22 protein-coding genes and 1 tRNA gene are annotated in these 20,190 nt (G+C 70.2%); 12 read left to right on the top strand and 11 right to left on the bottom strand.

Going from position 1 to position 20,190, the window contains the following annotated elements; all coding sequences use genetic code 11:
• Positions 1-187: 187 nt before the first annotated feature.
• Positions 188-262: transfer RNA gene (locus tag ACS5Q7_RS12275), tRNA-Gln, on the bottom strand.
• A gap of 53 nt (positions 263-315) precedes the next feature.
• Positions 316-1,029 carry an SDR family NAD(P)-dependent oxidoreductase gene (locus ACS5Q7_RS12270; protein WP_478339587.1) on the bottom strand — a complete coding sequence of 238 codons (714 nt, stop codon included), beginning with the start codon at positions 1,027-1,029 and terminating at the stop codon, positions 316-318.
• Between the two features lie 75 nt (positions 1,030-1,104).
• Here ACS5Q7_RS12270 and ACS5Q7_RS12265 point away from each other — a divergent pair, with 75 nt between their 5' ends.
• A complete protein-coding gene (locus ACS5Q7_RS12265) occupies positions 1,105-1,326 on the top strand; it encodes a hypothetical protein (RefSeq protein ID WP_478339586.1) in 222 nt (73 codons plus the stop codon).
• Positions 1,327-1,344: 18 nt separating this feature from the next.
• Here ACS5Q7_RS12265 and ACS5Q7_RS12260 read toward each other — a convergent pair whose 3' ends face one another.
• From ACS5Q7_RS12260 to ACS5Q7_RS12245, 4 genes are all read right to left on the bottom strand, one after another.
• The gene (locus ACS5Q7_RS12260; protein ID WP_478339585.1) at positions 1,345-1,737 is read right to left on the bottom strand and encodes a phage holin family protein; all 393 of its coding nucleotides are present in this window, start codon (positions 1,735-1,737) and stop codon (positions 1,345-1,347) included.
• Between the two features lie 90 nt (positions 1,738-1,827).
• The gene (locus ACS5Q7_RS12255; RefSeq protein WP_478339584.1) at positions 1,828-2,631 is read right to left on the bottom strand and encodes an ABC transporter permease; all 804 of its coding nucleotides are present in this window, start codon (positions 2,629-2,631) and stop codon (positions 1,828-1,830) included.
• A gap of 118 nt (positions 2,632-2,749) precedes the next feature.
• Positions 2,750-2,905 carry a hypothetical protein gene (locus ACS5Q7_RS12250; protein WP_478339583.1) on the bottom strand — a complete coding sequence of 52 codons (156 nt, stop codon included), beginning with the start codon at positions 2,903-2,905 and terminating at the stop codon, positions 2,750-2,752.
• A 156-nt stretch (positions 2,906-3,061) separates the two neighbouring features.
• Positions 3,062-3,481 (bottom strand): hypothetical protein, encoded by a 420-nt coding sequence (locus tag ACS5Q7_RS12245; protein ID WP_478339582.1) that lies wholly within the window; start codon positions 3,479-3,481, stop codon positions 3,062-3,064.
• A 327-nt stretch (positions 3,482-3,808) separates the two neighbouring features.
• On the opposite strand from ACS5Q7_RS12245, the gene ACS5Q7_RS12240 reads away from it, so the two are divergent.
• Positions 3,809-5,269: a methyl-accepting chemotaxis protein gene (locus ACS5Q7_RS12240; RefSeq protein WP_478339581.1), complete on the top strand. Its 1,461-nt coding sequence runs from the start codon at positions 3,809-3,811 to the stop codon at positions 5,267-5,269.
• Between the two features lie 5 nt (positions 5,270-5,274).
• Here the strand turns inward: ACS5Q7_RS12240 and thpR are convergent, their stop codons facing one another.
• Together thpR and ACS5Q7_RS12230 are read right to left on the bottom strand one after the other, a co-directional pair.
• Positions 5,275-5,814 (bottom strand): RNA 2',3'-cyclic phosphodiesterase, encoded by a 540-nt coding sequence (thpR, locus tag ACS5Q7_RS12235; protein WP_478339580.1) that lies wholly within the window; start codon positions 5,812-5,814, stop codon positions 5,275-5,277.
• On the bottom strand, positions 5,814-6,437 hold the full coding sequence (locus ACS5Q7_RS12230; RefSeq protein WP_478339579.1) for an arylesterase: 624 nt from the start codon (positions 6,435-6,437) through the stop codon (positions 5,814-5,816). The genes thpR and ACS5Q7_RS12230 overlap by 1 nt, the downstream gene beginning before the upstream one ends.
• 144 nt (positions 6,438-6,581) lie before the next feature.
• On the opposite strand from ACS5Q7_RS12230, the gene ACS5Q7_RS12225 reads away from it, so the two are divergent.
• The 4 genes from ACS5Q7_RS12225 to ACS5Q7_RS12210 all read left to right on the top strand — a co-directional run bounded on the left by ACS5Q7_RS12225 (position 6,582) and on the right by ACS5Q7_RS12210 (position 12,076).
• Complete coding sequence (locus ACS5Q7_RS12225; RefSeq protein WP_478339578.1) at positions 6,582-7,283, top strand: ABC transporter ATP-binding protein; 702 nt, start codon at positions 6,582-6,584, stop codon at positions 7,281-7,283.
• Between the two features lie 172 nt (positions 7,284-7,455).
• Positions 7,456-10,023: an ABC transporter permease gene (locus ACS5Q7_RS12220; RefSeq protein WP_478339577.1), complete on the top strand. Its 2,568-nt coding sequence runs from the start codon at positions 7,456-7,458 to the stop codon at positions 10,021-10,023.
• 247 nt (positions 10,024-10,270) lie between these two features.
• The gene (locus ACS5Q7_RS12215) at positions 10,271-11,044 is read left to right on the top strand and encodes a Bax inhibitor-1/YccA family protein (protein ID WP_478339576.1); all 774 of its coding nucleotides are present in this window, start codon (positions 10,271-10,273) and stop codon (positions 11,042-11,044) included.
• A 156-nt stretch (positions 11,045-11,200) separates the two neighbouring features.
• Positions 11,201-12,076: a dihydrodipicolinate synthase family protein gene (locus tag ACS5Q7_RS12210; protein ID WP_478339575.1), complete on the top strand. Its 876-nt coding sequence runs from the start codon at positions 11,201-11,203 to the stop codon at positions 12,074-12,076.
• A 9-nt stretch (positions 12,077-12,085) separates the two neighbouring features.
• On the opposite strand, the gene ACS5Q7_RS12205 is transcribed toward ACS5Q7_RS12210, so the two are convergent.
• Positions 12,086-12,460, bottom strand: a complete 375-nt coding sequence (locus ACS5Q7_RS12205; protein WP_243953229.1) for a DUF2794 domain-containing protein — start codon at positions 12,458-12,460, stop codon at positions 12,086-12,088.
• Between the two features lie 368 nt (positions 12,461-12,828).
• On the opposite strand from ACS5Q7_RS12205, the gene bluB reads away from it, so the two are divergent.
• From bluB to ACS5Q7_RS12190, 3 genes are all read left to right on the top strand, one after another.
• Entirely contained in the window at positions 12,829-13,473 is a 645-nt protein-coding gene (gene bluB, locus ACS5Q7_RS12200) for a 5,6-dimethylbenzimidazole synthase (protein WP_478339574.1), read from the top strand.
• Between the two features lie 177 nt (positions 13,474-13,650).
• Positions 13,651-14,148 carry a L,D-transpeptidase gene (locus tag ACS5Q7_RS12195; protein WP_478339573.1) on the top strand — a complete coding sequence of 166 codons (498 nt, stop codon included), beginning with the start codon at positions 13,651-13,653 and terminating at the stop codon, positions 14,146-14,148.
• A 113-nt stretch (positions 14,149-14,261) separates the two neighbouring features.
• Positions 14,262-15,119, top strand: a complete 858-nt coding sequence (locus ACS5Q7_RS12190; RefSeq protein WP_478339572.1) for a DMT family transporter — start codon at positions 14,262-14,264, stop codon at positions 15,117-15,119.
• A 7-nt stretch (positions 15,120-15,126) separates the two neighbouring features.
• Here ACS5Q7_RS12190 and ACS5Q7_RS12185 read toward each other — a convergent pair whose 3' ends face one another.
• Positions 15,127-15,435: a cupin domain-containing protein gene (locus tag ACS5Q7_RS12185; protein WP_478339571.1), complete on the bottom strand. Its 309-nt coding sequence runs from the start codon at positions 15,433-15,435 to the stop codon at positions 15,127-15,129.
• Positions 15,436-15,501: 66 nt separating this feature from the next.
• The gene (locus ACS5Q7_RS12180; RefSeq protein WP_478339570.1) at positions 15,502-15,720 is read right to left on the bottom strand and encodes a DUF1674 domain-containing protein; all 219 of its coding nucleotides are present in this window, start codon (positions 15,718-15,720) and stop codon (positions 15,502-15,504) included.
• 56 nt (positions 15,721-15,776) lie between these two features.
• On the opposite strand from ACS5Q7_RS12180, the gene ACS5Q7_RS12175 reads away from it, so the two are divergent.
• From ACS5Q7_RS12175 to coaD, 3 genes are all read left to right on the top strand, one after another.
• A complete protein-coding gene (locus ACS5Q7_RS12175) occupies positions 15,777-17,120 on the top strand; it encodes an RsmB/NOP family class I SAM-dependent RNA methyltransferase (protein ID WP_478339569.1) in 1,344 nt (447 codons plus the stop codon).
• 266 nt (positions 17,121-17,386) lie between these two features.
• A complete protein-coding gene (thrS, locus tag ACS5Q7_RS12170; RefSeq protein WP_478339568.1) occupies positions 17,387-19,414 on the top strand; it encodes a threonine--tRNA ligase in 2,028 nt (675 codons plus the stop codon).
• Positions 19,415-19,667: 253 nt separating this feature from the next.
• Positions 19,668-20,168, top strand: a complete 501-nt coding sequence (gene coaD, locus ACS5Q7_RS12165; RefSeq protein ID WP_478339567.1) for a pantetheine-phosphate adenylyltransferase — start codon at positions 19,668-19,670, stop codon at positions 20,166-20,168.
• Positions 20,169-20,190 lie beyond the last annotated feature (22 nt).

The following is a 20,190-nucleotide window of genomic DNA, read 5'->3' as shown; positions in this document are numbered from 1 at the left end:
GGTCGCGGCCTCGCGTGGTGGACGTCCCCCTGACAGCGGCACCGGACGGTCGGGTTCGCTCAATGCGACGGAATCGCCTCGATCCCGCCTGTGCCGCCCTGCGGACAAGCACGTGCATCTGCATTGCGAACGAGCGGCCTCGCCGGCCAGCATTTATCGCAATGAAATCAATGACTTAACGGAGGCTTGGCTGGGGCGCCAGGATTCGAACCTGGGAATGGCGGTACCAAAAACCGCTGCCTTACCACTTGGCGACGCCCCAAGGACCGCGATCTCCTAGACGGCCCTCTTGGCTCTGGCAAGCCTTCTCCCACCTCAGGGGGGAACCGGCTGGCCATCCCAGGCGAACACGCCGCCGCTCTCGGCCGCGCTCAGGCCCTCGAGAACGGTGAGGAGATGCGCCGCCGCCGCCTTCGGTGTGACCGTGTCGGGGCTGTCGGCGTCGGGGCGGAACGGGTGGGACAGGGCCGTGCGCACCGTGCCCGGATGAAGCCCCACCACGACCGCGTCCGGGCGGCTGCGGGCGACCTCGATCGCCAGCGTGCGCAGGACCTGATTCAGGGCTGCCTTCGAGGCGCGATAGCCATACCAGCCGCCCAGCCGGTTGTCGCCGATGGAGCCGACGCGCGCGGAGAGGGCCGCGAAGACGCTCCGGCCCGTGCGCGGCATCAGCGGGACGAAGTGCTTGGCCACCAGCGCCGGGCCGATCGTGTTCACGGCGAAGAGCCGCGCCAGCGCATCCGGATCGAGGGCTTTCAGCGATTTCTCCGGCGCGACACCGGCGCCGTGCAGGAGGCCGCTCGCGACGATGACGAGGCTCGCCGGACCTGCCTCACCCGCCAGCGCCGCCGCCGCGCGGATGCTGTCCTCGTCGGTCACGTCGATCCGGCCCGCGATCGCGCCCGCGTTGTCCTCGCGGCCGGCCCGCGACAGGGCGAAGACCGTGCCATAGGCGCCGCTCGCGACGAGCCGCTCCACCAGGGCGCGACCGATGCCCCCTGACGCGCCGACGACGACCGCGCTCGTCATGCCCCGCCCGCCGACAGCGTCGTTAACCTTTCGTCAACCATCACCGTCCCACGCTCTCCGTGGAGGTTCGAGCACATGGCCAAAGATCGGAACTTCGACGCGCTGAGCGAGGCGCAACTTGCCGCGGGCCGCATCGCGCCGCGCCGCGTCGCCGGGCTCGCCTGTTTCCGTCCGGTCGAGACACGGCCCGTCGCCGAATTGCTCGACGCGATCCAGCACGTGACAGAGGCCGCGACCGGTGAGCGCAGCTTCCTCCACCTGCCTGTCGCCACGGCGAAGACCGTCGCGTCGCGCTGATCCGCAGACCTCATCCGCTCACGCGGCCGGACGCGGGCGCACGGCAGGGCCCGTGGGGCGCCCCTCGCGCCGCCACGAGCGCCAGGGTTCGAGGTTCGACAGCGCCATGCGTCGCGCACCCAGGCGCACCAGCACGAGGGCGATGCCGATGAAGGGCGCCGCGACGATCGACGCGGCGAGGAGCGGCGCGCCGCTCAAGGCGGCGATGATCTTCACGAGGGCATCGAGGCCCAGGAAGAAGGTCGCCACGGCGAGGATCGGGATCGTCCCGAGAATGCCCACGAGCCGGAGCCAGGTCCGCACGGCCGCATCGCTCTCAATCCGGGCGAGCCGCAGCATCTGCCCGACGTGATCCGCGCCATCGCGCAGAGCCGTGGCGAGGAGGTGCTGCAGCGGGACGGTCTGGCGCATGAGGGGCCTCACCAGCCCGCCGGGGCATCGCCGGGCATGGCGCCAACGGCATCCGCGCCGGCGGGTTCCGTGCTCCCGCCCGTCGCGGCGTCAGTTCCGCTTGCTGATCACGTGCTTGAGGATCAGGAGCCCCATCACCAGGCAGGTGAGGCCGAACATGAGGACGTAGAGATAGTCGATCTTGAGGCCGGAGGAGGGGTAGTAGGCCAGCCTCATCCATTCGGCGAGCTGAAGCGCCGGATTGTACTTCATCCAGTAATAGATTTTTTCCGGCAGGAAGCTCGGCATGAACATGACGCCGCTGGCGACGTACATGAGGATGTTGAAGAGCGCATAGCCCACGAGCCAGCCGGGGAAGTAGCTGAAGATCGCGACGTTGACGACGCCCACGCCGATGCCGAGCAGGATCGCAGTGAGATAGCCGAGCACGGCGAGCAGGCTGTCCGCCGGACGCGGATCCGTTCCCAGGGCGGTCAGGAGCGCGACGATGACGAGGAGGCCGAGGAATCCGGTGACGATCTCGACGAGCACGCGCGCCAGGATCAGATCGAACAATTTGACCTGCGGATAGTAGGTCAAGGGCTTGTTGACGATCGTGGCCTTCATCACCTCGCGGGACACGTATTGGAAGATGAGGACAGGAACCGCACCCGTCGCGAAGAACAGGGGTGCGCTGCTTCCGATCGGCACCGGCATATGCTGAAAGGTGTAGACCCCGATCAGCATGAAGATGTGAACGCAGGGCCACAGCACGACCACGCCGTATCCCCACAGCGTGCCGCCGAAGCGTGTGCGCATGTCGCGCAGCATCAGGGCATGGAGGACGTGCAGGTAGGATTCGAGCGGGCTGAGCCTGTCTCCCTCGCGCGTCTCTATCGTCAGGCCTAACGCCATCGCCCTCACGGTCCCGTCTTGCGGCCGCCGACCAAGCGCGGCCCGGCCCGCGCGACATGGCGGAGGAAAGCGACCAAACTACGTCGCCGCCGGGCGTTCCGACAGAACGGGGAGGGGATCAGAGCATCCCGCCGCAGCCGGTGCGCTCGACCTGGGCGCGCTGCTCCTCATAACGATGCGCCGCTGCACGGGTCAGGGCTTGGCCGATCCGGGTCGCGAGGCGCGGAGCCGAGAGCGAGAGACCACGCGCGACGGTCCTGGCGATCTGTGTCATGGCGATTCTCCGGCGACCGGGCCTCGATGGCCATGGTGCGTCGCAACATCATGCCGAAGAATCGCCCCGGCCGTCAGCCCCGATTCGCGATGCCCCCTCTGCGTGTATCGCATCGATGGCCGTCCGAACGCCGTTGTGCGGCGCGGTGGTCCGGCTTCACTGCGCCTTCTCGTGCTCCGAGAGCCCGATCGACCGATAATCGTAGGTCGGGTAGAATTCCGTTCGGTAGGCACCCCAGGCCGTGTCCTCGAGCACGCGGTTCACTTCCCGCAGACGGGAGGCCGGCAGGCGCAGGACGATCACCTGTCCGATGCCCATCACGACGTTCCACGACACGACCTCCATGCCGGCGGGCGGGAAGGCGCGGTAGAAGCCTTGCTTGGCGAGTTGCCGGTTGAGGTCCGCGAGGGGGCGCGACTGGTCGTGCCGCAGGAAGACCGTGAGCAGAATTGCGTCCGCCGCCGTCGCGGTCGCCGTGCCGGCCGAGGGAGCCTGTACGTCCTGCGCCCAGGACGGACACACGCTCACGCCGAGGGCGAGAAGGGCCGCGACGGCGCTCGTAGCGATGCGAGCCATTGTGATCCTCAAGACGCGAGTTGCCGAAGGGAGCCCCGCCCGCATGGCCGGGCCGGGAGGCCGTCCCTGAGTCAGTCGAACTAGCGCCGGGCGACCGGAAATCCATCACGAGGGCCGGATGGGTCCGGGCCGGAAATCGCCCCCAGGCCAAGGATTTCCGAAACGAATACACGAAGTTATGGCTGCGAAGTCAGTTCGCGCAACGATATGACAGAATTCTCGGCATGAAATGTGCGAAACCATCCAAAGTTCTGAAGAGCGTACGTCAAGTTTTTTAAAGTTTATGTCGGCAAAGTGCGACAAGCACCGGTTGGGGATGGTTCGGCAATGTTCAGGCGCGCGAAGACCGACATTTCGAAATTCGTGATCGACGCGCTCGATCGCTCGATGGCCGTGATCGAATTCGGAATGGATGGGTCGATCCTGACGGCGAACGCCAATTTCCTCGCCGTGGTCGGCTACGACCTCTCGGAGATCAAGGGGCGCCACCACCGCATCTTCATCGAGGAGGGCGCTGCGGCCGCCCCCGAATACGAGCAGTTCTGGGCCAAGCTCCGCGCCGGCGAGTTCGTCTCGGGCGAGTTCATGCGCCTCGACAAGACGAAGCGCCGGGTGTGGCTGGAGGCGAGCTACAATCCCGTTTTCGGCGACGACGGCAAGCCGTTCAAGGTCATCAAGTTCGCGGCCGACATCACGGACAAGAAGAACGAGGTCAGCCGCCTGCTGACCATGATCGACGACATGCCGGTGGCGGTGATGACCGCCGACATCAACGACGAGTTCAAGATCAACTACCTCAACCGGACGTCCACCAAGACGCTCAGCACCATCGAGCAGCATCTGCCGGTGAAGGTCGCTGATATGGTCGGCCGCTCCTTCGACATCTTCCACAAGAACCCGAGCCACCAGCGCAACATGCTGGCCGATGCGAGCCGCCTCCCGCACCGGACGCGCATCAAGGTCGGTCCCGAGATTCTCGATCTGCAGGTCTCGGCGATCAAGGATCCGGAGGGCAACTACCTCGGCCCGATGCTGACCTGGGCGGTCGTGACGGCGCAGGTCGCCGTGGCGGACGAGGTGACGCGGGTGGTCGATGCCCTGGGCAGGGCGATCGATGAGATGCGCCAATCGGCCGAGGGGCTGAACCATTCCGCCGACGAGGCGAGCGGGCTCGCCGCCACGGTGGCCGCCAGCTCCGAGGAGATGGCGAGCACCGTCAAGGAGATCTCCGGCCAGGTCGGGCGGGTCTCGGAGCGGGCGAACCAGATCGCCGATCAGGCGGGCGCCACCGACATGACCGTGCGGGCGCTCGCGGAGAAGACCGGCAAGGTCGATTCCGTGGTGGCGATGATCAAGTCGATCGCCGACCAGACCAACCTCCTGGCGCTCAACGCGACCATCGAGGCGGCCCGGGCGGGCGAGGCCGGGCGCGGCTTCGCCGTGGTGGCCGCCGAGGTGAAGGAACTCGCGGGCCAGACGGCGCGGGCCACGGACGACATCACCCAGCAGATCCACGCCATCCAGGCGGCCACCGGCGAGGCCGTCTCGGCCATCGGCACGATCACCGGCGCGGTGGAGGAATTGTCGCGGCTCACCCTGGCCATCGCGGGCGCGGTGGAGCAGCAGGCGGCCTCGACCCAGGAGATGACCGTGAACATCTCCGGCGTCTCGACGGCGGCCGGGGCGACCGGCTCGCTCGCCGAGAAGGTGCGGGAGATCTCCGAGCGCCTCGCCGAGCAGTCCGGTGGCCTCGGCAACACGATGCAGATCTTCCTGAAGGCGAGCTGAGGCCATCAGGCGAAGGGGAACGCGGCCTCCGCGATGTAGGGGCCGCCGCCGGTCGATTCGCGGGCCGAATAGACCGTTACCCGGTCGGCGGTGAAGGTCAGGGGCGTGAAGACCGGTCCTTGAGACAGGTACATCGCCACGGCCTCGGCGCTCGCCTCCCGCCGCAGCCGGGCGAGGGTGACGTGCGGGGTGAACTTGCGCGTCTCCGGCGCGAGGCCCGCCCGGCGGGCGAAGCGCTCCTGCTCGGCCTGCAGGTCGGCGAGGTCGGCGGTGGGGTGGATCGCGGCGTAGAGCGCGCGGGGTTTGGCCCCGCCGAAGGCCCCGAGCCCGTCGAGGGTCACGGTGAGCGGCCCGCGCAGTCGCGTCTCGGCGAGAGAGTCCAGGAAATCCTCCGCGACCGGGCGCTCGACATCGCCGAGGAAGCGCAGCGTCACGTGGAAATCGGCGGGCTCGACCCAGCGGGCACCCTGGAGCCCGCCCCGGTAGACGGCCAGCGCGTCGGCGATCTCGGGCGGGACGGCCAGCGCGGTGAACAGGCGCGGCATCAGCGGGTCGCCTGGGCCGGCAGGCTGTCGAGGAAGCGCTCGACGGTCGGCAGCATCCGCGCGGCGATGGCCTCGACGCCCTTCACGTTCGGATGAATCCCGTCATCGAGGTGCAGGCCGGCATCGCCGATGATCCCGTCGAGGAAGAACGGGTAGAGCATCACGCCGTCCTGCCTCGCGAGGTCGGGGAAGATCGCGTCGAATTTCGTCCAGTAATCGGGGCCAAGGTTGGGCGCCGCCTGCATCCCGGCCAGCAGCACGGGGATGTGGCGGGCCTTCAGGGCGTCGAGCATCGCCGCGAGGTTGCGCCGCGTCACGGCCGGCGCGGTGCCGCGCAGCATGTCGTTGGCGCCGAGTTCGAGGATCACCCCGTCCGTGCCGTCCGGCACCGACCAGTCGAGCCGGTCGAGGCCCCCCGTCGTGGTGTCGCCGGAGACGCCGGCATTGGCGATCTGCACGTCCCGGCCCTGGGCCTTCAGCATCCGTTCCAGCACGGCGGGGAAGGCGGCGTCGGCCGGCAGCCGGTAGCCGGCGGTGAGGCTGTCGCCGAAGGCCACCAGCTTGATCGGGCGGGGGGCGGCTTGGGCGGCCGATGGGGCCGGGGCGGCGAAGATCAGGCTCATCAGTGCGGCAATCGCGGCGAAGACGGGGAATCGGCGGCGCCTGTCATGGCGGAGCCGCAATGCATCACCCATATCGCGCCGCAACCCAATCCGGCGCGGAGCCGTGCGTGTCATGCTCGTCATCGCCCACAGATCGGACATACCATGAGCGACGGCAAGGCATCGGCCCCTCCGGCGATCAGTCTCGACGGCATCGATCTCAGTCTCGGGCGGGGGCCTGCCCGCGTCCATGTGCTGCGGGGCATCTCCATGGCCGTGGGGCGGGGCGAGGCGGTGGGGCTCGTCGGGCCGTCGGGCTCGGGCAAGTCGACGCTGCTCATGGTGATGGCCGGTCTGGAACGGCCCGATTCCGGCCGGGTGCTGGTGGAGGACACCGACCTCGTGCGCCTCGATGAGGACGCGCTGGCCCGGTTCCGGGGCCGGCGGATTGGCATCGTGTTCCAGTCCTTCCACCTCGTGCCGACCATGACGGCGCTGGAGAACGTGGCCCTCCCGCTGGAACTCGCCGACCGGCCCGGCGCCCATGAGCGCGCCCGCGCCGAACTGGAGGCGGTCGGCCTCGGGCACCGGCTGCACCATTACCCGGCGCAGCTTTCCGGCGGCGAGCAGCAGCGGGTGGCCATCGCCCGCGCGGTGGCGCCCGATCCGGCGATCCTCGTCGCCGACGAGCCCACCGGCAACCTCGACGAGACGACCGGCCGGCAGATCGTGGACCTGCTGTTCCGCCTCAAGCGCGACCGAGGGGCGACCCTGGTCCTCGTGACCCACGACAACGGCCTCGCCCGCCTCTGCGACCGCACGGTGCGCCTGCGCTCCGGGGTGGTCGAGGAGGCGGTGGCGGCGTGAGGCCGGTCCATCACCTTCGTCATCCCGGGTCCGCGCAGCGGAGCCCGGGATCCAGAGCCGCCGACATCGCCGGACCTTGCGCCTTCGGAGTGTCTGGATCCCGGGCTCGCCTGCGGCGCCCCGGGATGACGGCGCAGGCCGAAGATGGGGTGCGAATGACTGGTCGGACATCATGCACGGCACCCTGACCCACCCCGATCCCGCCCCCCGCCGCAGCCCCCTCATCCTGCGCCTCGCCCTGCGCGAATTGCGCGGCGGGCTGTCCGGGTTCGGCGTGTTCCTCGCCTGCATCGCGCTGGGCGTCGCGGCCATCGCAGGCATCGCCTCGGTGTCGCGCTCCCTGTCGGACGGGCTCGGACGCGAGGGGCGGCGGATCATCGGCGGCGATCTCAGCTACAGCCTCATCAACCGCGAGGCGACGGAGGCGGAACGCGCCACCCTCGCCCGCGAGGGCACGCTCGACATCGTGGCGGCGCTGCGCGCCATGGCGGTGGCGCCCGGTGGCGACGCGACGCTGGTGGAACTCAAGGCCGTGGACCCCGCGACCTACCCGGCCGCCGGAGAGCTCGTCACCGAGCCGGCAGGCAAACTCGCGGACCTCCTCGCCGACAGGGACGGTACGCCCGGCGCCCTGGCCGACCCCGCGCTCCTGACCCGCCTCGACCTCAAGCTCGGGGACCGGATCACCCTGGCCGGACACCCGCTGGTGCTCCGGGGAACGATCCTCTCCGAGCCCGACAAGATCGCGGGCGGCATCGGTTTCGGACCGCGGCTGATCGTGTCGCAGGCGGCTCTGCGCGGTACCGGCCTCGTCCAGCCCGGCAGCCTGAGCCGCTGGAGCTACCGGGTGCAGTTGCCGACGGGCACCGCCCTCGATCCGGTCGAGGCGCGGGTGCGACAGGCGGCGCCGGAGGCCGGCTGGCAGGTCCGCAGCCGCGCCAACGCCGACCCGCGCTTCGCCCAGAGCATCGAGCGCTTCACGCAGTTCCTGACGCTCGTCGGCCTCACCGCGCTGATCGTCGGCGGGGTCGGGGTGGCGAACGCCGTCCACGCCTTCGTGGAGCGCAAGAGCGGCTCCATCGCCACGCTGAAGAGCATCGGCGCGCCGGGCTCCACCGTGGTTGGCCTGTACCTGACGCAGGTCATGCTCATCGCCGGCCTCGGCACGCTGATCGGCCTCGCCGCCGGGGCGAGCCTGCCCTTCCTCGTGGATGCGCTGTTCGCCGACAGCCTGCCCCTGCCGCTGAACCCCTCGCTCGCCCCCGGCGAGTTGGCGCTCGCCGCCGCCTACGGCCTCCTGACCGCCTTCGCCTTCGCGATCACGCCGCTCGGCCGCGCCCACGACGTGCCGGTCTCGGGTCTGTTCCGCGACACGGTGGATCGCGCCCGCGTCGCCCCCCGGCGGCGCTACCGGATCTGGCTCGGGGCGGCGCTGGCGCTCCTCGTTGGCCTGTCGGTGGCGAGCGCCTTCGACCGGCGGGTGGCGCTGATCTTCATCGCGGCCGCCGGCATCGCCTTCGGGCTGCTGCACCTCGTGGCCCTCGGGCTGATGGCCGGCGCCAAGCGCCTGCCGCACCCGAAGCGGGCCGCGCCCCGGATGGCGCTGGCGAACCTTCACCGGCCGGGCGCCCTGACGCCGACCATCGTGCTGTCGCTGGGGCTCGGGGTGACGCTCCTCGTGGCGCTGAGCCTCATCGACGCCAATGTCAGCCGCACGATCAGCGCGACGCTGCCCGCCAAGGCGCCGAACCTGTTCTTCCTCGACATCCCCTCCCGCGACTCGGCCCGGTTCCGGGACTATCTCCACGCGGAGGCCCCGGCCGCGAAGATCGAGGACGTGCCGATGATGCGCGGACGCATCGTGGCGCTCAACGGCGTGCCGGTGCGCCGGATCCGTCCGCCGGAGGACGCCGCCTGGGTGCTCGACGGGGATCGCGGCATCACCTACGCGGATTCGGTTCCGGAGGGCACGAAAGTCGAGGAGGGGCGCTGGTGGGATGCCGGGGAGGGCGCCGGCCACCTCGTCTCCTTCGAGGGCGACCTCGCCCGGCTGCTCGGCCTCAAGGTCGGCGACAGCGTCACCGTCAACGTGCTGGGCCGCGACGTCACCGCGACGATCTTCAACCTGCGCAAGGTCGAGTGGCGCAACCTCGGCATCAACTTCGTGATGGTCTTCTCGCCCGGCACCTTCAAGGGGGCGCCGCATTCGGACCTCGCCACCCTGAGCCTGCCCGGCGGCACCGATGCGGGCCTCGAGAACGGCATCCTGCGCGGCGTCGCGAAGGAGTTCCCCTCCGTCACGTCGGTGCGGGTGAAGGACGCCCTCGACGCGGTCGGCGACCTCGTGGGGCGCCTCGTCCTGGCGATCCGGGGGGCGAGCGGCGTGGCGATCCTCGCGAGCCTCCTCGTCCTCGGCGGGGCGGTGGCGGCGGGGCACCGGGCGCGGCTCTACGACGCCGTGGTGCTGAAGGTGCTCGGCGCCAGTCGGACGCGGCTGCTCTCGGCCTACGCCCTGGAATACGCGGCGCTGGGCCTCGCCACGGCGGTCTTCGGGCTGATCGCGGGGAGCCTCGCGGGCTGGGTCATTGTCGCCAAGGTGATGCACCTCGACTTCCGGCTCGACCTCTCCGGGGCGCTGCTCGCGGCCGGTGCGGCGGTGCTGCTGGCGGTGTTGCTCGGGCTCGCGGGCACCGCGCGAATCCTCGGCCAGAAGCCGGCACCGTACCTGCGCGAGTTATAAGGATTGCGTGAATCGCTCTACCAGTCGTCTTGCGGTCGATCCGATTGGTCGCGGGTTTTAATCCCTGACGACATGGACAAATTTACATGCGCGCGGCGCCGAAAACCGCTCGCGGAACCTCGGCCGGGCCTTGTGCGCGGGGGCGTCCCGCAACATATTCTGGGACGAGGCGCCATCCGGCGCCAGAGGTCCTGCGTGGGCCTCGCCCGAAACACCACGCTGAGAGAGCCTCCGCAAGGACACTCCCATGGCATTCGATAACAGCCCCTTCCGGTACGGCCAGCAGCAGCAGGCCACCGGCTATGCCGGGACCCAGGTCGAAGTCGACCAGGGCCTGCGTTCCTTCATGCTCGGCGTCTACAACAACATGATCGTGGGGCTCGGGATTTCCGGCCTCGTGGCGCTGGGTCTCAACATGGCGTCTGTCGCGGCCTACCAGGGCACGCGGCCGGTGCTCACGCCCTTCGGCGCGATGCTCTACACCAGCCCCCTCAAGTGGCTGCTGATGCTGGCGCCGCTGGCCTTCATCTTCGTCTTCTCGTTCCGCATGGACCGCATGTCGGCCTCTTCGGCGCGGACGATGTTCTTCGCCTTCGCGGCGGTGATGGGCGCTTCGATGTCCACCCTCCTCCTCGTGTTCACGGGGGCGAGCGTGGTGCAGGTGTTCTTCATCACGGCGGCGGCCTTCGGCGGCCTGAGCCTCTACGGCTACACGACCAGCCGTAGCCTGTCGGGCATGGGCTCGTTCCTGATGATGGGCCTCATCGGCATCATCATCGCCTCGCTGGTGAACATCTTCCTTGCCTCGTCGGCGATGCAGTTCGCGATCTCGGTGCTCGGCGTGCTGATCTTCGCGGGTCTGACCGCCTACGACACCCAGAAGCTCAAGGAGATGTATCTCTACGCGGGCGTCGACGGTGAGATGGCGGCCAAGATGTCGGTGAACGGCGCTCTGACGCTGTACCTCGACTTCATCAACATGTTCCAGTTCCTGCTCTCGCTGGTCGGCGACCGCCGCTAAGCGACCGGACTGAACGAAAAAGGCCCCGGCGGGAGACCGCCGGGGCCTTTTTTGTTGCGCGATCCCGAAGGACCGGGTCCCTTGGGATTCGCAGGGCGCTGCCCTGCACCCGCCAAAGGACCGGGTCCTTTGGGATCCTTTTGTTTGAGCTGCCCCATGAGCGCGTTCACTGGCCTCTCGGCCTTCCCGATCACCCCTTGCGACACCGCTGGTCAGCTCGACGAGGAGGCCCTGCGCCGTCTGCTCGCGCCGCTGGTCGAGGCCGGGGTCGATTCGATCGGGTTGCTCGGCAGCACCGGCACCTACGCCTACCTCGCCCGCGAGGAGCGCCGCCGCGCCGTGGCCGTCGCCGCCGAGGCGGTGGATGGGCGCGTGCCGCTGCTCGTCGGAATCGGGGCCCTGCGCACCGACGAGGCGATCCGTCTCGCCCGGGATGCCAAGGCGGCCGGCGCCACGGCAGGGCTGCTCGCGCCCGTCTCCTACACGCCGCTCACCGAGGACGAGGTCTTCGCCCACTTCGCCGCCGTCGCGGAGGAGGGCGGGTTGCCGCTCGTCATCTATGACAACCCGGCCACCACCCATTTCCGCTTCACGCCGGCGCTGATCGGCCGCCTCGCCCGCCTGCCGGGGGTGTTGGCCGCCAAGTGCCCCGGCCCCCCGCCGGAGGAGGCCACGCAGACCGTCGCTGGACTGCGGGACGCCGTGCCGGAGGGCTTCCCCCTCGGCTTCAGCGGGGATTGGAACGCCACCGAGGCGCTGATCGCGGGCGGGGGCGCGTGGTACAGCGTCGCCGCCGGCCTGTTCCCGAAGCCCTGCCTCGCCATCGTCCGCGCCGTTCAGGCCGGGGACGCGGCCCGCGCGCGTGCCCTCGACGGGGCGATGGCCCCGCTCTGGGACCTGTTCAAGGCCCACTCGTCCCTGCGGATCGTGCACGCGCTCGCCGGCGCCGTGCCGCCGCGCCCGATCCTGCCCCTGCCGGAGGAGGTGAGGGCGCGGGCGCTTTCGACGATCCGCGAGATGGGGCTCGCCTGAGCCCCGGCCTCACACCGCCCGAGGGCCGGGCTCCAGCACGGTGATGACCCGCGCGAGGTCGGTGCCCCGCTTGAGCACCCGCCCGTCGGCGGCGATCACCGCGTAGGCGCCCTGACGGCGGGCGAGCTTCGGATCCTTCTCGATCCGGTAGAGGGGCATCTCCGAGGCGCGGCGGTAGATCGAGAACACCGCCTTGTCCCGCCGGAAGTCGAGGGCGTAATCGCGCCACTCGCCCTGGGCGACCTGACGCCCATACAGGTTGAAGATCACCCGCAATTCGTCGCGCTGGAAGGCGATCTGCGGGGGCTCCGCACGGGACGGGAAGGGGATCACATGCCCTGCCGACTCGTCGGGCCGCGACCCGGCACCTGTCCATTCGCTCATCGTCGCTCCTGGCGCACTGTCCTTAGCCGGGGATGATGGTCTCCGCACGGGCCGCCCGCAAGGGGAGAGAGGGAAGCCCCGGCGCTGACAGGCGCGTGATGGTTGAGACACATCCAAGTGACAATTTCCACGCTTTCGCCCCATTGGCGCCTTTCGCGAGCCGTGTTGCAGCCCGACAACAGGGCTCGAACCTCGCCGGATCCTGTCCGGCCGTCTGCCGAACCCGTGCTCCCCAGCCTCGGCCGACGTCCATCACGGCTTGCGCCGGCACTCCGAGGTTTCGAGACCCAAGGGACTTGAGGCCGCCCTTCCCGGGCGGCCTCTTTTTGCTTTTGCCGTCCGCGCCTCCGACAGGATATGCCCCTGGCGTGACCACGGACCCGCCCGCCTTCGACGATGCCTTCGCGCATCGCTTGGACACGCTCTTCGCGTGGCGCCGGGACGTGCGCCGCTTCCGCCCCGATCCGCTGGACGAGGCGGCCCTGCGCGCCTGCCTCGCGGCGGCCCACCGGGCGCCCTCGGTCGGCAACAGCCGGCCCTGGCGCTTCGTGCGCGTCTCGGACCCGGCCCGGCGGGCGGCGGTGGCGGAGAGCTTCGGGCATTGCAACGCGCAGGCCGCCGCCGCCTACGGCGACGAGCGCGCCGCCCGCTACCGAGCGCTCAAGCTCGCCGGGCTGAACGAGGCGCCGGTCCACCTCGCCGTCTTCTGCGACACCGGGACGGGTTCCGGGCTCGGCCTCGGCCGGGCGACGATGCCGGAGACGCTGGCCTATTCGGTGGTCGGCGCGGTGCAATGCCTGTGGCTCGCCGCCCGCGCCCGGGGCATCGGCCTCGGCTGGGTCTCGATCCTCGATCCCTGCGCGGTGACGGACATCCTCGCCGTGCCGCCCGGCTGGCATCTCATCGCCTATCTCTGCCTCGGCCTGCCGCAGGAGGAGCATCCCGATCCGGAGCTCGAACGCCACGGCTGGCAGGAGGAGGACCGCAGGGGCGCGGAACTCTACGAGCGGTGAGCGTGACTCGTCCCTCTGCGTAATACTCCGCATTCACGATGCCGGTTCACCGATCCTCTTTACCGTCATCTTGAGTTTCAGTGGTTCGCCACGGATCAACCATAGCTTTCACTGGAACGGCACCGCGCAGCCGTGAATTGATTGCCCGCATACACTCACGCTTGAGGAGTCGCGGTGATGTCGGGTCGGGTGTCGGTTGTGTTGGGATTGGCCGCCCTGCTCGCGGCCGGGTCGGCCTCGGCGCGGGAGGTGGTGCCCTTCGGGGAGGGCTCGGCGGGCACGATCGTGATCAGTGTGTCGCAGCGCAAGCTCTACCTCGTGAACGGCGACGGCACGGCGATCCGCTACCCCGTGGCGGTGGGCAAGCCGGGCAAGCAATGGTTCGGCACGGCGCAGATCGACGGCAAGTACGTCGCCCCCGCCTGGTCGCCCCCGTGGGAGGTGAAGCGCGACAACCCCCGCCTGCCGAACGTCATCGCCGGGGGCTCGCCGCACAACCCGATGGGCGCCGCCGCGATGACCCTGGCCGGCGGCCAATACGCGATCCACGGCACGAACCGCCCGAGCTCCATCGGCACCTGGGCGTCCTATGGCTGCATCCGCATGTACAATCAGGACGTGGTCGACCTGTACCAGCGGGTCGATGTCGGCACGCCGGTGCTGATGACGCACTGACGGGCCTCCGTCCCGGCCGGGCGAGCGGTACAGTTCGTCCTGACCGTCCGGTTCCGTCCGTGTCCCCATTCTCCCGCGCGCCGTAAGCCAGCCGCCGCGAAGGCAGGTGGATCATGCGGGCGAAGGCAGGGTTTGGCAGCGGGCTCCTCGGAGTCCTGATCTTCAGCGGGTCGCTGCCCGCGACGCGGCTGGCGGTGTCGGGTTTCGCGCCGCTGTTCCTCACGGCCGCGCGGGCGGTGATCGCCGCGCTCCTCGGCGGCGCGCTGCTCTGGCTCCTGCGCCAGACGCGCCCGGCGCGGGGCGACCTCGCGGCCCTCGCCCTCGTCTCCCTCGGCGTCGTGGTGGGCTTCCCCCTGCTGACGGCGCTGGCGCTTCGGGGCATGACCTCGGCGCAGGCCATCGTCTTCGTCGGGATGCTGCCGCTCGCCACCGCCCTGTTCGGGGTGCTGCGCGGCGGCGAGCGCCCCCGCCCGGCCTTCTGGCTGTTCTCGGTGCTCGGCAGCGCCGCCGTGGCGGGCTTCGCCCTGTCGCAAGGCGGGGCGGCGGGCGTGGGCGCGAACCTGCTGATGTTGGCGGCGATCCTGCTCTGCGGCCTCGGCTATGCGGAGGGGGCGGCCCTGTCGCGGCGCCTCGGCGGTTGGCAGGTGATCTCCTGGGCGCTGCTGCTGGCGCTCCCCGCCATGGCGATCCTCGCCTGCGCCACATGGCCGGCGCGGTGGGACGGCATCGGCGCGCCGGCCTGGAGCGGCCTCGCCTATGTCTCGGTCTTCAGCATGCTGGTAGGGTTCGTGTTCTGGTACCGGGGTCTCGCCCTCGGCGGCATCGCGAGCGTGGGGCAGTTGCAGCTGCTCCAGCCCTTCTTCGGCCTTGCCCTGGCCGCGCTGATCGTCGGCGAGCCCGTCTCGGGGACGATGCTCGCCGTCAGCGCGGCGGTGGTCCTCTGCGTCGCCGGTGCACGGCGCTTCGCGTGAGGCGTGCCTACTTCGCCGGGGGCGAGGTCGCCTCGACGGCGGTGAAGGTCTCGAGGATGCGGTAGGTGTGCTCCGCCCCGGCCGGGACGAGATAGGAATCGCCGGGGGAGAGCGTCACCGTCTCGCCGCCGACGATCAATTCGGCGCGGCCGCTCACCACGTAGCCCACCGTCTCGTGCTCCGAGCGGGTCATGGGCTTGTCGGCGTTCGGCTCCTCGTTGCGCCACATCCGCATGCCGATGCGCTCGCCCTGGGCGAGGCCGATCTCCCCGTGCGGACCCGTCACCGCCTGCTTCGCCGAAACCGTCGTCACCATGGTCGCTCTCCCGTGAATGGCGGGGCAACCGGGGGCGGCGCGGCCCTGTTCCGCGAGGAGCCCGCGTCAGAAATCCACCGCGAGACCCTTCACCTCCCAATCCTCGTAGCGCACCGGCTCGAGGCCGCCCCGGCCCTGGCGCTCGGGGCGCGCCTGGATCGCGGCGGCGCGGGCGTCGATGGCGGCGCGGCGTTCGGCGGCCTCGGCCAAAGCGCGCTCGGCGGCAGGCGTGAGGGCGCGCTCACGCACCGGCTCGGGGGCGGAATCGTCGCGATGGTCTTGCATCGAACTCGCTCGGGTGTGAGGTCGTGTCGGGATCGACAGGGTTTTCAAGGCTAGACGTGGCATCTCGGGGCAAGGTCCGCAACGCGGCGGAGAGTGAAACGGGTCAGGAGGCGGCGGGGCTCGGCGCGAGGCGGGCGGCGGCGCAGGCCGTGGCCGAGCTGATCGGGCAGGAGCGCCCCCCCGCCCTCGACGAGGCGCTGGCCGCCGCCCTGCGTGCCGAACGCCTCGAATCGGGCGATGCCGCGCTCGCACGGGCCATCGCGGTGGCGACCTTCCGCCGCCTCGGCCAGATCCGCCGGGTGCTGGCCGAGCGCCTCGACAAGGGCCTGCCGGAGGGCAAGCCCCGTTTGCTCTCGCTGCTGGCCACCGGCACGGCCCAGATCCTCGACCTGTCCGTGCCGGACCACGCCGCCGTCGACCTCGCGGTGCGCCTCGCCAAGGCCGACCACCGCACCGCCGGCTTCGCGGGCATGGTCAATGCGGTGCTGCGCCGGGTGGCGCGGGAGCGCGAGGCGATCCTCGCGGCGGCCGAACCGCTGCGCGACAACACCCCCGACTGGCTCGCCCGCCGCTGGGTCTCGGCCTACGGGCCGGAGCGGGCGGCCGAGATCGCCCGCGCGCATCTCACCAGCGCGCCCATCGATCTTACCCTGCGGAACGAGGGCGAGGGGCAGGCCTGGGCGGAACGCCTCGGCGCCACCATGCTGCCGACGGGCTCCCTGCGGATGCCGCCGGACGGGGCGGCGATTCCCGACCTGCCGGGCTTCCGCGAGGCCGCGTGGTGGGTGCAGGACGCCGCCGCCGCGATCCCCGCGCGGCTGCTCGGCGTCGGGGAGGGCGAGCGCGTGCTCGACCTCTGCGCCGCGCCGGGCGGCAAGACGATGCAGCTCGCGAGCCGGGGCGCACGTGTGACGGCGCTGGACCGCTCGGCCCCTCGCCTGGAGCGTCTTCGTGAAAACCTCGCGCGCCTGGGCCTTGAGGCTGAGATCGCGGTGGGCGACGCGACGACCTACCAAGCCGAGCCCTTCGACGCGGTGCTCCTCGATGCGCCCTGCTCGGCCACGGGCACGATCCGCCGCCACCCCGACGTCGCCTGGACCAAGGACGAGTCCGACATCGTCCGCCTCTCCCAGTTGCAGGGCAAGCTCCTCGACCGGGCGGCGAATCTGGTGCGGCCGGGCGGGCGGCTCGTCTACTGCACCTGTTCCCTGGAGCGGGCCGAGGGCGAGGCGCAGGTCGCCGCCTTCCTCGCCCGCGACGCCCGATTCGCCCGTGTGCCCCTGCGACCGGAGGAGGTCGGCGGTCGCATCGAATTGATCGACGGGGAGGGGGACCTGCGCACCCTGCCGAGCCAGGGCCTCGACGGCTTCTTCGCGAGCCGGCTGGTACGGACGGCGTAGATGATTCCAACAAATCCCCTCATCCTGAGGTGACCGCGTGAGCGGGCCTCGAAGGAGGGCTCCAGAAGGCTCCGCGATCTCTGGAGCCCTCCTTCGAGGCGGCTTCGCCGCACCTCAGGATGAGGTTGGCGGGTGGGCGGAAAGAGGGGGTGGCGCCCCTTCTGCATTCCCTCCCGCCACGAAACGGTCTAAACGGCCGGCCTCGTCGCGATACCCGACCACCCGCTTACCTGCCCCGTTCGCAGGAGTGAGCCAGGAGACAGACCATGCCCGTCCTGACCTTTCCCGATGGCAACACACGAGAGGTCGCCGCCGGCACCACCGGCCGCAGCGTGGTCGAGGGCATCGCGAAGTCGCTCGCCAAGCGCACCGTGGCCATGGCCCTCGACGGCACCGTCCGCGACCTCGATGACGAGATCGACCGGGACGCCCGGATCGAGTTCCTCGACCGCGCCGACCCCCGCGCCCTGGAACTGATCCGGCACGATTGCGCCCACGTGCTCGCCGAGGCGGTGCAGTCGCTCTGGCCGGAGACGCAGGTGACCATCGGCCCGGTCATCGAGAACGGCTTCTATTACGACTTCCACCGCGAGGCCCCGTTCACGCCGGAGGACTTTCCGAAGATCGAGGCGCGGATGCGCGAGATCATCGCGAAGGACGCGCCCTTCACCCGGGAGGTCTGGAAGCGCGAGGACGTGCGCAACCTGTTCGCGGAGAAGAAGGAAGGCTTCAAGGTCGAATTGGTCGATGCCATCCCGCCGGGGGAGGATCTGAAGATCTACCGCCAGGGCGAGTGGTTCGACCTCTGCCGCGGGCCGCACATGACCTCGACCGGCAAGGTCGGCACCGCCTTCAAGCTGATGAAGGTCGCGGGCGCCTATTGGCGGGGTGATTCCAACAACCCGATGCTGACCCGCATCTACGGCACCGCCTGGGCCACGAAGGAAGACCTCGACGCCTACATCCACCGCCTGGAGGAGGCCGAGCGCCGCGACCACCGCCGGCTCGGCCGGGAGATGGACCTGTTCCACTTCCAGGAGGAGGGGCCGGGCGTCGTGTTCTGGCACGCCAAGGGCTGGACGATCTTCCAGGAGCTGATCGCCTACATGCGCCGCCGCCTGCGGGGCGACTACGCCGAGGTGAACGCCCCGCAGATCCTCGACAAGGCCCTGTGGGAGACCTCCGGCCACTGGGGCTGGTACCGCGAGAACATGTTCGCCGCGCAATCGGCGGGCGAGGAGGCCGAGGACAAGCGCTGGTTCGCCCTCAAGCCGATGAACTGCCCGGGCCACGTGCAGATCTTCAAGCACGGCTTGAAGAGCTATCGCGATCTGCCTCTGCGAATGGCGGAATTCGGCGTGGTGCACCGCTACGAGCCGTCGGGCGCCATGCACGGGTTGATGCGGGTGCGCGGCTTCACCCAGGACGACGCGCACATCTTCTGCACCGAGGACCAGCTCGCCGACGAGTGCCTGAAGATCAACGACCTGATCCTCTCGACCTATGCCGATTTCGGCTTCGGCGAGATCGTCGTGAAGCTCTCGACCCGGCCGGAGAAGCGCGTCGGCTCGGACGCCCTGTGGGATCACGCCGAGAGCGTGATGACGCGGGTGCTGGCGCAGATCGAGGAGCAGTCGGGCGGGCGGATCAAGACCGCCATCAACCCCGGAGAGGGCGCCTTCTACGGGCCGAAATTCGAGTACGTCCTGCGCGACGCCATCGGCCGCGACTGGCAATGCGGGACGACGCAGGTGGACTTCAACCTGCCCGAGCGGTTCGGCGCGTTCTACGTCGATGCGGACGGGCAGAAGAAGCCGCCGGTCATGGTCCACCGGGCGATCTGCGGCTCGATGGAGCGATTCACCGGCATCCTGATCGAGCATTTCGCCGGGCATTTCCCGCTCTGGCTCGCCCCGGTGCAGGTGGTGGTCGCCACCATCACCGGCGAGGCCGACGCCTACGCCGCCAAGGTCGTGCGGGCGCTGGAGAAGGCGGGCCTGCGCGTGGAGGCGGACCTGCGCAACGAAAAGATCAACTACAAGGTCCGCGAGCATTCCCTGGCGAAGGTGCCGGTGCTGCTGGCGCTGGGCAAGCGCGAGGCGGAGGAGGGCACGGTCTCGATCCGCCGGCTCGGCAGCCAGCAGACCCGGACCCTGCCGCTGGCCGAGGCCGTGGCGAGCTTCGTGGAGGAAGCCACCAGCCCGGACCGCCGCCGCGCCGACGCGGTGGCCGAGACTGTCCCGACCAGCGACACGGTGCTCGATTCGCACCACGAGGAGAGCCCGGTTCCGTAGGGGTATCGGCATTCCCCTCTCCCCGCCTGCGGGGAGAGGGCCGAGCCCCCCTTGCCGGGGGCGAGGCGAGCCCGAAGGGCGATGGTGAGGGGGTTTCACGAATGGGGCTCGCCCGGCACGCCCCCTCACCCCCGGCTGCCGCCTCGCCGCGGCGACGACGAGGTCGCCGCAGCCCTCTCCCCGCATGCGGGGAGAGGGGCAACTTGTCTCGATAGGTTCCGTCCTGCTCCAAAACAGGCTAGGGCAACCGGCGATGACCCGTATAGCCCTCTATGCCGGCTCGTTCGATCCGGTCACGAACGGCCATCTCGACGTCGTGCGCCAGGCCTGCCGCCTGGTGGACCGGCTCGTGATCGCCATCGGCGTGCATCCCGGCAAGGCGCCGCTCTTCTCCGCCGAGGAGCGGTCCGAGCTGCTGCGCCTCACCTGCGCGCCCGTGGCGAGCGCCGAGGGGGCGACCCTCGACGTCGTGACCTTCGACGACCTCGCCGTCTCGGCGGCCCGGCGCTGCGGCGCCACGGTGTTCATCCGGGGCCTGCGCGACGGGACCGATCTCGATTACGAGATGCAGCTCGCCGGCATGAACGGCGCCATGGCGCCGGAGGTCCAGACCGTGTTCCTCCCGGCCTCGACCAGCGCGCGGCCGATCACCGCGACCCTTGTGCGGCAGATCGCCGGCATGGGGGGCGACGTCTCGCCCTTCGTGCCCGCCGAGGTCGCCGCCCGGCTCAAGGCGCGCTTCGCGCCGGCCTGACCCACACGACCAGAAGGATCCC

The sequence above is a fragment of the Methylobacterium sp. Gmos3 genome (assembly GCF_056430985.1).
The sequence above is the reverse complement of the archived record's forward strand: the minus strand, read 5'-3'. Positions and strand labels throughout refer to the sequence as shown.

Coding starts and splice junctions, on each gene's coding strand:
- ACS5Q7_RS12245 (WP_478339582.1), bottom strand. CDS start 3,481: ATGGCTCGCATCGCTACGAGCGCCGTCGCGGCCCTTCTCGCCCTCGGC.
- ACS5Q7_RS12205 (WP_243953229.1), bottom strand. CDS start 12,460: ATGAGCGAATGGACAGGTGCCGGGTCGCGGCCCGACGAGTCGGCAGGG.
- ACS5Q7_RS12230 (WP_478339579.1), bottom strand. CDS start 6,437: ATGAGCCTGATCTTCGCCGCCCCGGCCCCATCGGCCGCCCAAGCCGCC.
- coaD (WP_478339567.1), top strand. CDS start 19,668: ATGACCCGTATAGCCCTCTATGCCGGCTCGTTCGATCCGGTCACGAAC.
- ACS5Q7_RS12190 (WP_478339572.1), top strand. CDS start 14,262: ATGCGGGCGAAGGCAGGGTTTGGCAGCGGGCTCCTCGGAGTCCTGATC.
- ACS5Q7_RS12250 (WP_478339583.1), bottom strand. CDS start 2,905: ATGACACAGATCGCCAGGACCGTCGCGCGTGGTCTCTCGCTCTCGGCT.
- ACS5Q7_RS12180 (WP_478339570.1), bottom strand. CDS start 15,720: ATGCAAGACCATCGCGACGATTCCGCCCCCGAGCCGGTGCGTGAGCGC.
- ACS5Q7_RS12185 (WP_478339571.1), bottom strand. CDS start 15,435: ATGGTGACGACGGTTTCGGCGAAGCAGGCGGTGACGGGTCCGCACGGG.
- ACS5Q7_RS12220 (WP_478339577.1), top strand. CDS start 7,456: ATGCACGGCACCCTGACCCACCCCGATCCCGCCCCCCGCCGCAGCCCC.
- ACS5Q7_RS12270 (WP_478339587.1), bottom strand. CDS start 1,029: ATGACGAGCGCGGTCGTCGTCGGCGCGTCAGGGGGCATCGGTCGCGCC.
- ACS5Q7_RS12210 (WP_478339575.1), top strand. CDS start 11,201: ATGAGCGCGTTCACTGGCCTCTCGGCCTTCCCGATCACCCCTTGCGAC.
- ACS5Q7_RS12240 (WP_478339581.1), top strand. CDS start 3,809: ATGTTCAGGCGCGCGAAGACCGACATTTCGAAATTCGTGATCGACGCG.
- ACS5Q7_RS12215 (WP_478339576.1), top strand. CDS start 10,271: ATGGCATTCGATAACAGCCCCTTCCGGTACGGCCAGCAGCAGCAGGCC.
- ACS5Q7_RS12260 (WP_478339585.1), bottom strand. CDS start 1,737: ATGCGCCAGACCGTCCCGCTGCAGCACCTCCTCGCCACGGCTCTGCGC.
- ACS5Q7_RS12195 (WP_478339573.1), top strand. CDS start 13,651: ATGTCGGGTCGGGTGTCGGTTGTGTTGGGATTGGCCGCCCTGCTCGCG.
- ACS5Q7_RS12265 (WP_478339586.1), top strand. CDS start 1,105: ATGGCCAAAGATCGGAACTTCGACGCGCTGAGCGAGGCGCAACTTGCC.
- thpR (WP_478339580.1), bottom strand. CDS start 5,814: ATGCCGCGCCTGTTCACCGCGCTGGCCGTCCCGCCCGAGATCGCCGAC.
- thrS (WP_478339568.1), top strand. CDS start 17,387: ATGCCCGTCCTGACCTTTCCCGATGGCAACACACGAGAGGTCGCCGCC.
- ACS5Q7_RS12255 (WP_478339584.1), bottom strand. CDS start 2,631: ATGGCGTTAGGCCTGACGATAGAGACGCGCGAGGGAGACAGGCTCAGC.
- ACS5Q7_RS12225 (WP_478339578.1), top strand. CDS start 6,582: ATGAGCGACGGCAAGGCATCGGCCCCTCCGGCGATCAGTCTCGACGGC.